7 protein-coding genes and 4 pseudogenes are annotated in these 12019 nt (G+C 41.4%); 10 read left to right on the top strand and 1 reads right to left on the bottom strand.

The genetic code is table 11. The features are described 5' to 3' along the window. Positions 1-20: 20 nt before the first annotated feature. Positions 21-1244 carry a site-specific integrase gene (locus IR173_RS15105; RefSeq protein ID WP_237040375.1) on the bottom strand — a complete coding sequence of 408 codons (1224 nt, stop codon included), beginning with the start codon at positions 1242-1244 and terminating at the stop codon, positions 21-23. A 415-nt stretch (positions 1245-1659) separates the two neighbouring features. On the opposite strand from IR173_RS15105, the gene IR173_RS15100 reads away from it, so the two are divergent. The 10 genes and pseudogenes from IR173_RS15100 to IR173_RS18165 all read left to right on the top strand — a co-directional run. Then, positions 1660-2013 carry a hypothetical protein gene (locus IR173_RS15100; RefSeq protein WP_237040374.1) on the top strand — a complete coding sequence of 118 codons (354 nt, stop codon included), beginning with the start codon at positions 1660-1662 and terminating at the stop codon, positions 2011-2013. Between the two features lie 642 nt (positions 2014-2655). Beyond that, entirely contained in the window at positions 2656-4344 is a 1689-nt protein-coding gene (locus IR173_RS15095; protein ID WP_237040373.1) for a fimbria major subunit, read from the top strand. 100 nt (positions 4345-4444) lie between these two features. Further along, positions 4445-5017: pseudogene (locus tag IR173_RS15090) on the top strand (FimB/Mfa2 family fimbrial subunit); the annotation flags it as partial. 16 nt (positions 5018-5033) lie between these two features. After that, positions 5034-5627, top strand: a pseudogene (locus IR173_RS15085) (FimB/Mfa2 family fimbrial subunit); the annotation flags it as partial. Then, positions 5615-5800: pseudogene (locus IR173_RS15080) on the top strand (FimB/Mfa2 family fimbrial subunit); the annotation flags it as partial. The pseudogenes IR173_RS15085 and IR173_RS15080, both read left to right, overlap by 13 nt. Positions 5801-5826: 26 nt before the next feature. Then, positions 5827-9198, top strand: coding sequence for a hypothetical protein (locus IR173_RS15075; RefSeq protein WP_237040370.1), 3372 nt, complete (start codon positions 5827-5829; stop codon positions 9196-9198). A gap of 28 nt (positions 9199-9226) precedes the next feature. Then, the gene (locus IR173_RS15070) at positions 9227-10588 is read left to right on the top strand and encodes a hypothetical protein (protein ID WP_237040369.1); all 1362 of its coding nucleotides are present in this window, start codon (positions 9227-9229) and stop codon (positions 10586-10588) included. A 35-nt stretch (positions 10589-10623) separates the two neighbouring features. Continuing rightward, complete coding sequence (locus tag IR173_RS15065; RefSeq protein WP_237040368.1) at positions 10624-10893, top strand: hypothetical protein; 270 nt, start codon at positions 10624-10626, stop codon at positions 10891-10893. 16 nt (positions 10894-10909) lie between these two features. After that, positions 10910-11227 (top strand): hypothetical protein, encoded by a 318-nt coding sequence (locus IR173_RS15060; RefSeq protein WP_237040367.1) that lies wholly within the window; start codon positions 10910-10912, stop codon positions 11225-11227. A gap of 294 nt (positions 11228-11521) precedes the next feature. After that, positions 11522-12019 (top strand): annotated as a pseudogene (locus IR173_RS18165) (FimB/Mfa2 family fimbrial subunit); the annotation flags it as partial.

The raw sequence follows: 12019 nt of genomic DNA, 5'->3' as shown, positions 1-12019 counted from the left end.
TATAGTCGTTTTAATGGTTGTCAAATGGCGATTGTAAAGCGTTCACTAATCTTGCTGTCGAGCCTTTTAGTGTCGGCATCAATCTTTTCATCGGTTACTTTGGCATAAATCTGAGTGGTATCCACCCGTGTATGTCCTAGCATCTTGCTGACCGTTTCCAATGGTACACCATGCGAGAGAGTAATCTCTGTAGCGTATGTATGTCTGGCGGCATGAAAGACGATTCTACGGTTGATACCGCATATTGCGGCAATCTTTTTTAGGGAAAGATTCACATCAGAATTACAATACATGGGCAACAGCTTTCCATTAGGTTCTACATCACGATACTTATTAAGTATATGTAAGGGAACCTCAAGGAGCGGAACCTCATACTCGACCTTGGTCTTTTTACGGGAAGTCCGTATCCATAGCGTGCCGTTCTCATCCGTAACCAAATCTTCTTTGGTCAGCAGACACATGTCTCCATAAGATATTCCGGTGTAGCAGGAGAACAAGAATAAATCTCTGACGATGTAAAGTCTTGCATTATGCAATGGTGTTGTCATAATCAACTCTAATTCCTCTGCCGTGAGATACTTCTGTTCACGCTGTGGGCGTTCAGGCTCGTAACCCCAGAATGGATTGAAAGTAAGAATACCGTCTGCTACGGCTTCATTGATAATGGTTCTAAAAGAGGTCGTAAGATGGACTATCGTACCAAGAGCCAAATGACAGTCTGTTCGTAAGTGAAGATCATATTTCTCAATAAACGAACGATCCAATGCCGTAAAGGGAATATCGGTCAGTTTGTATTTCTCATTGAGGAATTTCTCTACATGCATATAGGCGTACTTGTAAGCACGAAGAGAACCTGCGACACGATTCACACCTACACGCTTCTCGAAATTCTTGATGAAGGTGCGGAAATAACTCATCAAGGTCTGCTGCCCCGAAGCCATACCCAAAAGCAGGCACTTGACATCTTCGGCACTTACTCCTTCTCGTATTGCCGATTGTTCCTGATAGATATGTAGAGCCGAGGCTCTGATTTCGTCTAACTGACGATTGATTTCGCGTGCTGCGACACTCTTACCTATAGCACGACCTGAGTGCCACATCGTATGTGGTACCGACAATTTCACACTGAATGCCGCCTCGGAGTACTTGCCGACATTCAACCTTGCCATTACAGGGCAGTTCCCTTTGGCATCTGCTTCGCTCTTTTTGAGGTAGAACGACACCTTTACATCTGCCTGATTCATAACTCATTTCTTTGGTTGCAAAAATAAATTTTACAGAGTTAATGAACGGCATGTAGAACATAGCGGAACAAGGCAACAAGTACTTGACAATTAATCTCATTCCCGTATTTTTCTTCCAACGAGAAAAAATGATTACCTTTGTCAGTGCAATGATAGGAAAAACAAGCGTTCTTTGTGGCTGTTGTAGGGTATGTGCAAGAGATTAAAGATGCTGTTTCTACCAACTTTCCCTTTAATAAAAAGGCAACGGATAGGTAGCATTTCTTTCTCTAATACCCACCATATACGGCTCCTTCTGCCAAATTTAACAATATGGTGAGGTAACACAAAAATGGTATATGTACCAACCACTTATCAAATTTCACCCTCATCCTGCCATTATTACGCAAGTTCTTGCTATCTTTGTATATTTAACATGGAAACATTGAACCGTATGCCTTTTAAAGCTCAAAAAGCCGTATTTAAGAAGTTGGAAGAGATTGTTGACGTTCATTCTCTTTCGGAGGAAGATTGTGTGCGCTATGAAAATAGTGTCAATGCCTACCGTGACTATTTGGCTACTATTGACTATGCTGCCAAGAAGGGTATCGAGGAAGGTTTTGAAGAAGGTGTTCAGAAAGGTATTGAAGAAGGTATCGAGAAAGGCTTGCAGAAAGGGGAACAAAAAAAAGCTCTTGAAATTGCCCGCAATCTGAAATCCATGGGAATGACACCGGAGCAGATTATGAACATCACCCATCTTTCCCTTGCCGAAATTGATTCCCTCTGAATTGATTCCCTTTGATAAGAAAGAATATATTTTCAGTAAAGGTGAGCGTAATGTCTCACCTTTTTTTATTTCCGGTCTTCCGTAAAAAGAGTATCATTCGTTCTTGCCGATAGCTAACTGATTATATCAGTCCGACTAAGCATTTCCCTCCTTTAGATTATCTCCTTTTATAAGTCGAACTATTACAGTCTCCGGCAGCAGACTATAGTAATCTTCCGCTCAAAAGACCTTAGCTGACGGCATGAAACACCTTACCCTTCCCTTTGTATGCGATAAGCAGTAGGAAAGCGTCGGCAAATCCACCTTTAGGCACTGAACGTTTTACCTCGTGGTGGGCAATTCATTGAATAATTTAACAATTGAAAAAAGGAGACTTGAAAAAGCTTCTTCCCGCAAAAAATAATTGGAAAAAAGATAGTGGGTATTTTGTGCATCGCAATGTGTGTATCATTCAAAATTGAATTAAATGCCCTTGAAATTACCCATGAAATGCACTTTTCCGAATTTGCCAATCTATTTTGCCGAAAACACCGATTAAGACCAATCCTAAAACGCCCTTATCTTTGCAATGTCGAAAGACAAGAACGAATGCGAGAATGAAATTTACAAAACATAATAATTGCAAACTTAAAAATTAAAATTATGAAGATTAAGGGTTTATTATTCGGACTGTTTGCATGCGCTGCATTAGCTGCATGTACAAACGAAGACATTGTGGATAACAATGGTAATGAAATTGAAAAAGTGAAAGCTAATGTAACATTGAGTATTGGTACTGCTTCTAATTCAAGTCGTGCGACTGATAATGAAGAAGGTGATACGACTGAAGGAACTTTGGAAAAAGAAGCTGCTGTTTCAGATGCAGTAATTGTTATTGCTCCTAATGCTGGACAGACCGTAGGTGTGGTGGATTATACTTCCGTAACGGCATCCAATGGCATGGTTGAAAAATCATATCAGATAACAGAGGGAGGACAATATAAGGTTCTAGTGGTGTTAAATCCATCTCAAGCAGTAAAGGATTTGGCTACTGGGTCTCAGGTAGGTACTGTTGCAACTGCAGCGTATGAGGCTATTTTAGATTGTAATGCCGGTGATGTAAATGCGGTAACGGGTGGCACCGAAAGAAATCATTTCATGATGGCTAATCAGAAAGAAGAAATAATTACTGTTACATCTAATGATGCTCAACATCCAACGATAGTAGCAGGTATTAACGTAGAGCGCGTAGCTTCAAAGATTTGTTTCAAGCCTGCACAGGATAATAAATATGTTGTTCCAACTGAGGTTACGCATATTATACCCGCTACATCAAATGGTGCTTGGTATGATACAGAAAATAATATATGGAAATTGATTGGTGTATTGAATCATGCTAGGACAACTGAAGGTGTTGATATTTGGATTTATCAGAGTGATGATGCTTATAACGGCTCTCAATTTACAATGACTGAGGAAACTCATGAGGTTAATGGTGAATCAGCTCCGGTGGTAACAAAGAATGCGACAAACGTATCTGACTATACTTTAGTTGAAGAAAAGGAAGTAAAGGACGATGTTGCTAATTGGTCTGTTACTCTTGATAAATATGCTTTGGTAAACCTTTCCAAGTCTGTTTATGCAGTGAGACATAAAACTGTTTCATCTTGGGAAAATCCTACTATTTTGGGATTATTATCAAATAGTGAATATATCGTTGATCCTAAATCTGCTGCTAAAAACAATGTAACATTGGATAGTAATGGACGTTATGCAGATACTGAAACTCTTGCAACAGAATTCTTTACTAATACTTTAAAGGAGGTCGAAGATACTCAATATAGTAGCAATTCATATTTTCAGTCTATGCCTACCGGTGACGATCAACTTACTACAGAAGGTAATGAAGGCTACAAATTTATGTCATACTGTCTGGAAAACTCTGTAACTGGAGGCCAACAGAAAATGGGTTTGGTAACAGGTATTATATTCCGTGGTCGGATTGCTACTGCCGATGGCACTCCCGTAGGAACAATATATAAGTATAATAATCAATTCTATCGTGATGAAGCTGCTTTAAAAGCTAAAGGCATCAATAAAGCTGATGCGGAAGAATATACAGATGGATATTGCTACTATTATGCACCGATTGAACATGCAACGGAGGGCGCTATGAACTATGCTATCATGCGTAACAATATTTATGCTTTAAGTATTAAAGAGTTTAGCCAGATTGGTTATTCAAGAATTGATTTGATACCGGGCGAAATGGACGGTGATAAGGCTTTCTATCTGAAGTTATCAGCTAAGATTCTTCCTTGGAAGGTACGTCTCAACAACATTATATTCTAATCCGAACACAAAAACTCTCTAAATAAAGTGGAGGAGGCAATCCTCCTCCACTCCTTTTTCAGAAATTACTATTCTAACATTCCATTAAAACAATAAAAGCATGAAAACAGTAAAAACATTCGCCCGACAATTCTCTTTTGGCTTGATGATGGCCATGACATTGGGAAGTGCCGTTGTGTCGTGCGACAGCATACTCGATGAAGATGATGTAGATTGCTCTGTAGAATATAGAGTAAAATTCAAATATGACTATAACATGAAGTATGCCGATGCTTTCTCTCGCGAAGTAAGCAGTGTTGCTCTTTATGCTTTTGATGACAACGGCAAGCTGGTATACCAGAAAACTGAGGCAGGCGATGCTTTGGCCGCCGACGGCTACTCGATGGTGGTCGATATGGAGCCGGGCGATTACCACCTTATAACATGGGCGGGTCTGAGCGATGAGGCCTCCTTCTCCGTTCCTTTGATTACGCAGGGAGTGTCTTCGTTGGAAGAACTTCAATGTAAAATGGACCGCATTTACTCTCGCGCAGCCGACGGAAGTGCTGTGGTAAGCAGCAAGCTTTCTTCTTTGTGGCATGGCGAGGTGACCAAACAGTCGTTTACCCGCGCGGCAACCCAACAAGTGGTGACTGTTCCTTTGGTGAAGAACACCAATACCATCCGCGTTATCCTCCAGCAAATGGANAAGTGCTGTGGTAAGCAGCAAGCTTTCTTCTTTGTGGCATGGCGAGGTGACCAAACAGTCGTTTACCCGCGCGGCAACCCAACAAGTGGTGACTGTTCCTTTGGTGAAGAACACCAATACCATCCGCGTTATCCTCCAGCAAATGGACGGGGTAACGGTAGATGTAGATAAATTTGAATTTACGATTACGGACGACAACGGTTTGATGAACTACGACAACAAACTGATTTCGGACGAAACTCTGACATATTATCCTTATTACCGTGCACAAGGCGGTACGGTGGTAGGCAAGTCGGCACGTGCCGAAGGCGACACGGCTGGCGAAGATGACAACATCAGCGTGGCGATTGCCCAAATCACAGTGGGCCGGTTGGTGGAGGAAAACAACCCCAAGCTGACTATTACCAACACCGAGACCGGCGAAACGGTTCTCTCCATCCCCTTAGTGAAATACCTGTTGCTCACCGAAGCCGAAGGTCATGACATGACTAACCAGGAGTATCTCGACCGTCAGGATGAGTACAACATGACTTTCTTCTTAGACGAAAGTATGAAATGGATTAATACCCGCATCATTATNTCTCCATCCCCTTAGTGAAATACCTGTTGCTCACCGAAGCCGAAGGTCATGACATGACTAACCAGGAGTATCTCGACCGTCAGGATGAGTACAACATGACTTTCTTCTTAGACGAAAGTATGAAATGGATTAATACCCGCATCATTATTAATGACTGGGTGGTCCGTTTCAATGATATGAATATGTAATGTGTAACGCATAACAAAAAGAAATTATGAAGAAATGGTTATCATATATAATATTGGCGGTTGTCTGTGGGATGGGGCTTGCTTCGTGTGCCGATGAGAATTTGGTAGACGGAGGCGGTAAAGTGACTTCTTCTCCTACCTTCAAGCTGACCTTGTCTCTGTCCGGAGGAACCGATGAAGGTGCATTGCGTGCTGCCGGTGATTATACTGAAGGTGGAATAGACAATACAACAGATGAGCAGCGCTATATAGCTGATGACGATGTTTATGCTTTGGAGTTTGATAAGGATGGGGTATTACAACATGTGGTATCCGACCTTCACTTTACTGATAATAATGCTCAGGGTAAAGCAGAGCGGACATTGGAAGGTACATTGGTTCCATTGGAAGGAAAGATTACTTTGGCCGTACTTGCTAACTTGAAGCAGAACGGAATCAGCGATGCTTTAGAAATGCTGAAAAGCAAGATTGGCAAGTCTAAACAAGAGGTTTACGAAAGGTTGATATATACTTATCCTACTTCCGAATGGGATGTAACTCAACGTTATTTACCAATGCACGGAGAAGTGACGACTACTTTGGCTTCACAAATAACCAATCTGAATTGCAACATTTATCGTGGTGTGGCAAAGATGGGTGTGAAGAATAGTGCTGGCAATTTTACTTTAAAAGAAATATATGTATATTATGTAAACACTCAGGGTTATTGTGTTGCTCCTACCAAGGTTCTCGGTGCAGACGACCAATATACGGAACCGGAAGTTCCTGCAACTTCTGGACAGCGCGCTATAAGCGAACGGTTGAAATATACAATTGCTGATGGTGCAGCACAGAAATGTCTGAATAGGATTTATGTATCCGAAGCCAATAATAAAACTCCCGGCGAAGGGAAGAGTGCTTTGAAGATAGTAGTAGGCGGTGTATTTACCGGTGAAGGATTGATGGAAGAAGACGGAATGAGTTATTATCGCATTGATATGGAAGATGATGAAACGGGTGAAGTCACTCCGTTTGATATCATCCGGAATCATTCTTATGTATTTAATATTACGGCTGTCAAGAATCCGGGAACTCCCACTCCTGATGAGGCATTGGATAAGGATGTGATTTCTGCTTTGGTGGTGGGTGAATGGACAACGGAGTCTATGCGTGGTATTCCTGACCAATATACACTGACCACGGACAAGAGTGTGATAAAGTTTGATAGTTATAGTGATCTTCGTGAAAAGACATTGGATATATGGACAGATTACAGTGATGGTTGGGAGATTATCAAGATTAATGATAGCGATGATTTGAGTTGGCTGAATATCAGCAGTGAAGCAGGTACGAGTGATATCACTGCAACTGTATCTATTTCGCCCAAGAAAATAAACAGGGGAATATCTCGTGTTTCCAGATTCTATGTGATGGCTGGTAATATCAGAAAAGAAATTACCGTCATTATGCCTCAACCACCTACTGCAAACTGTTATATTGTAGGTGAGGGTGAGAATGAATTGATTGTTTCTATCAAAGGTAATGGAAACGATGGTATTAAACCGGAAGATCATAACATCATCCCTAATGAGGGAGATGCTTCATTGAAACCTGCTAAAATAGGTATTATTTGGGAAACTAATGGAGGATTGGTAAAGCTAAAAGACCCTAATGGTAATACAGTTAGTAATACTGCAGGCGAGTTGACTTTAGTGGATTATAATAAAGAAACCAACTCTATTAAATATGAAGTAAGCCTTAATGGTGCGTCGATTGGTGGTGTAAAGGGAGGTAATGCATTGATTGGTGCATTCAATAGTTCGGAAGAAGTGATTTGGTCATGGCATATTTGGGTATGTCCGGACATGATTGATTCACAGACTCAGGAAGTGAAAGAGCAATATGTGGAATCTTGGACTTTGAATGATTATGATGTGCTTGACCGTAATTTGGGTGCACTGAGTAATAGACCTGGCACTAATAACAGCGTGGCTTCCATGGGATTGTTGTATCAATGGGGGCGCAAAGACCCATTTATTGGAGCGGGCTATTCTAATGATGATTTTGGGGGTGATGGTACATTGCCTGTAGTACATTATTATAAGAAGTGGGGAGTGATAAACTATTCCACTGTTAGTAGTAAAAAGCCTACAGCTATAGAAGAAACAATTGCCAATCCTACTCAATTGGTTTATGGAAAGGTCTCCGGAGGTCAAGCGGAAGGATTGTCGACATTGGCAAAAGAGGGAGGTTATTTGTGGGGAACAAATGGCGGATTAAGCGCTACTGTAAAAGACCTTGGCTCAAAGACTGTTTATGATCCGTGTCCTGTAGGGTATAGAGTTCCACCGGTAGATGCATTTGTGTTTACTAAAAAAGAGACAGTATGGACAAATGGTCAACTTCTTGAAAGCAAACTAAAAGTGGAAGCAAAGTCAAACAGTAAGAACTTTGGAAAACCTATACGTTATAAACGTACAGACAAAACTTCTTGGGAGGTTATTGATACTCCTCCATATATCATCTATAATGATAGCAAGAGCAATCGTACTTATGTGGTTTATGAGGCAATAGAGACTACTTCTTGGGAAGTAACTAGAACTAGTGAAAAAGATAATTGGAACGAAAACCTTATTTATATACCTCATTCCGTTAAAGAATATGGAATAAACGATGGTATGCATAGATTTACAGGTAATTATGTAGAGGATGCTAAGTATTATGGATTTTATTTGAATTATCAGCAAATTGAAAAGCCTTTAATTAAAGGAGGAAATTATACTGATAAATTAAATGGTGATGGTGATATGTATACTTTGGATAAAGATTATCCTACAGTAACATGGCTTCCGCTGACAGGTGCTTATGATCCGACAAAAGGCTTTGGGTTTAAATCTGATGGAAAAACCATTGGAATACAGCGAGGCTCTTCCATAACAGTAAATAGTTTTTTATGGACTAATTCATCAGTAGAGAATGAGGATGGGAGAACTATTCCGGCTGCAATGTTTTTGCATGGAACAGAAACAGGTGGAGGAGGCAGTGGTCGTCATATTCATGGTTTGACTCAGTCGAATATTAAAGCAGAACCTCATTATGCCGGTGCTGTGCGTTGCGTTCGTGATCGTGCAAAGACAAAATGGGATATCAATTCATTGACAGAAACTGCCACTATTGGCAGCAGCGAAGGAAGTACGACAACAATAAAAATCATTTCTGTCAACGCCGATTGGGAAATGACAGACCCGGGAGCACCATGGTTGCAAGTAACTCCGGACAGAGGAACAGCTGATAAAGGTCTGGGTAGCGCCATTACGCTGAAGATGTTGGAAAGCGGACATAGTGGGGAGACAACAAAGCTTAGATTCCAGATTGCTAATGAAACGGAACCGCGCTATGTAACTGTGACGGTGAGATAAAAAAATAACAATAAACGAAATTGTATATATGAAAACGAATATTAATATAGCATTCTTGTTCCTGCTGCTGGTCGGCTTAATCAGTTGCACGGAGGCAAATAGCCCCATAGAGGAGGTAGATGCAGGGCATGGAAGTGATAAGAATATACAAGTCGCTTTTAATGTCGCAGTGCCATTGGCCAGTTTACCGTCGGGCAGAGCTATCACGGATGATCAACAGGTAGATGATTATACGGTATGGGTGTTTAATGGCGGCTTGTTTAAAGAAGCTGTCAATAAAGGAGATACTTACTCTAAAGAAGAGGCAGATGGGACTACTCGTACCTATCCTAAAGTGTCATACGATAGCGCAAGCGGAAAAATGTATCTTCTTTTGTCTGAAGAATACAAGCAGGTGAGATTGGTGATGATAGCCAATGTAGATGTGAATCCTCCGGCTGTGAATACTTCCTTGACAGAAGTACAAAATCAATTAGCCTCTACCGAGTTTAACTATAATGTTGATAGGATGCCTCTTTATGGCGAAACTGATGGTGAGTTTGAAGTAAAATTGGGCGCTGAGGGGCGCATAACTTTGCTGCGGGCTATGGCAAAAGTAGAGGTGGATGCAACGACTGCTGCTGACCATTTCACGCTCGAGAAGATATATGTGTATAATGTGAATGAGCATGGAACGGTTTACTCAGCCGGTATAATCAATACTCAGGATGAATTGTTGGATTCTCCGGTAGAAGGAATGGCAGAGAGTAATATAGCATCAGTCTATATTCCCGAAAGGGCCGGGGTAAATGGTACAAATAAGAGCTTTGTTATTGTGGAAGGTAAATACACGGGTGAGAGTGTATCCAGATTTTATCATTTGGATTTCATAAAGCGTATTACTACTACAGGAGGTATTAAGTATGAGCGATTGGAAAATATTCAACGCAATCATCGCTATGTATTTAAGATGGATTATGTGACAGCCACCTCCGGGTATTCTTCTTTAAAGGAAGCAGTAGAGACTGAAAAGGCGGATAATGAGATTGGAGATGCAGGAAAGTTGATGGTTATTGATGATTTGGGAGTAATGGATATCACAACTGACAACTATACTTATCTCGGAGTAACAGCGGGAAAGATTGATGCTTATCTTAATATGGCAGGAACTCACTATGTGGCTTGTATCAGGGTAGTGACGAACAATGTGTCTGGATGGAAGACAGAAACTCTTCCTGACGGTGTCTCTTTGACATTGAGCAGTTGGGCACCCAGAACAGGAGAAGCAGCGGAGACAGTTCAATCTGTGTGGGTCTTTATTGATAAGAGTGAAGTTTCACGGAATGATACTCGAATTTTGTATATTTATAGTGGGAACATTAGAAAAAAAGTAGAGATTAAGATTCCGTAATGTATAAGTAATAGTTAGAAGGAGATAACAATACTATGGATATTTTTGAAATCATGGATAGAGAATCATCAAGTCGCTCGGAAGTGTACTTGTATGAAGAGAATGGTAAATGGTATGCATACGACCGTTCGGCAGTTCTGCTTAAGAAGTTGGCTGCCGGGGCTGTAGAGCTGAAAAACCATGTGTGCTCCTTCTACGGTGTCATGCTGGAGAAGGTGGAGGTAGACCTCAATCTGCTGCTCAATGCGAGCTGGTTTGTCGCTCTATGCTCTGATTCGGAAATGCTGTTGCTAAAGAACGATTAAAAAAAGGAAAATTATCATGTGTGAGGTCGTAAAAGTATTGGAAAGAGAACTGGATAACTCCGGCTTGATATACATCTATCAGGAAGGGGACGAAGGCAAATGGTATGTTTACGAACGGTCTGCATATTTCTTGAGCCGGATAATGACCGGCATCTCATTGGAACGCTATGTCATGGACAATACGCTGTGGCTTGCACGTGCCATAGTGGATATTGACCGTATACCTCAAGACTTGGTTATCAGTTACAGTCATAAAGAATATGTGCTGAGATATACTCTTCAAAACGGTTTCCAAGAGTGGCTCTCGGAACTGGATGGAGTAATTCCCAGCTGAATGATTTAACAGTTAAGTAAAAAAGAAGTCCCCCTCCGTGTTTCTTCAAAAATAAATAAGAAACCGGAGGGGGGCTTTTCTTTCATTAGGACAGGTATATTATTCAAAAGTGAAGGAAATGCCCCATATAATGCCGTTAATACCCACTCTTCACATTTTGCCAACCTTATTTTGCCGAAAACACCGACGGACACCGTAGTGGAAAGTCTTTATCTTTGCATCAGTGATGAACAATAAAAGAAAGAGCTCAGTGCTGGGCCGGAAAGGAACAAAGATATGAAGATTAAGGGTTTATTGAAGATTAAGGGTTTATTAAGTAGAACGTTCGCATGTACTACAATGATGGCTGTGGCAGTAGGGTTCACAGCCACGTCATGCGACAGTATTTTGGACGAAGACGATGTGGACTGCTCTGTGGAATACAGGGTGAAGTTTAAGTATGATTATAACATGAAGTATGCCGATGCTTTCTCTCGCGAGNTGAGGCAGGCGATGCTTTGGCCGCCGACGGCTACTCGATGGTGGTCGATATGGAGCCGGGCGATTACCACCTTATAACATGGGCGGGTCTGAGCGATGAGGCCTCATTCTCCGTTCCTTTGATTACGCAGGGAGTGTCTTCGTTGGAAGAACTTCAATGTAAAATGGACCGCATTTACTCTCGCGCAGCCGACGGAAGCGCTGTGGTAAGCAGCAAACTTTCTTCTTTGTGGCATGGCGAGGTTACCAAACAGTCGTTTACCCGCGCGGCAACCCAACAAGTGGTGACTGTTCCTTTGGTGAAGAACACCA

It is taken from the genome of Phocaeicola faecalis, assembly GCF_021730445.1.
Taxonomy (GTDB): Bacteria; Bacteroidota; Bacteroidia; order Bacteroidales; family Bacteroidaceae; genus Phocaeicola; species Phocaeicola faecalis.
This window is presented reverse-complemented; position numbering and strand designations above follow the sequence as displayed.

Excerpts from the sequence above, each read along its gene's own strand:
- IR173_RS15105 (WP_237040375.1), bottom strand. The coding sequence starts at position 1,244 with ATGAATCAGGCAGATGTAAAGGTGTCGTTCTACCTCAAAAAGAGCGAA.
- IR173_RS15100 (WP_237040374.1), top strand. The coding sequence starts at position 1,660 with ATGGAAACATTGAACCGTATGCCTTTTAAAGCTCAAAAAGCCGTATTT.
- IR173_RS15095 (WP_237040373.1), top strand. The coding sequence starts at position 2,656 with ATGAAGATTAAGGGTTTATTATTCGGACTGTTTGCATGCGCTGCATTA.
- IR173_RS15075 (WP_237040370.1), top strand. The coding sequence starts at position 5,827 with ATGAAGAAATGGTTATCATATATAATATTGGCGGTTGTCTGTGGGATG.
- IR173_RS15070 (WP_237040369.1), top strand. The coding sequence starts at position 9,227 with ATGAAAACGAATATTAATATAGCATTCTTGTTCCTGCTGCTGGTCGGC.
- IR173_RS15065 (WP_237040368.1), top strand. The coding sequence starts at position 10,624 with ATGGATATTTTTGAAATCATGGATAGAGAATCATCAAGTCGCTCGGAA.
- IR173_RS15060 (WP_237040367.1), top strand. The coding sequence starts at position 10,910 with ATGTGTGAGGTCGTAAAAGTATTGGAAAGAGAACTGGATAACTCCGGC.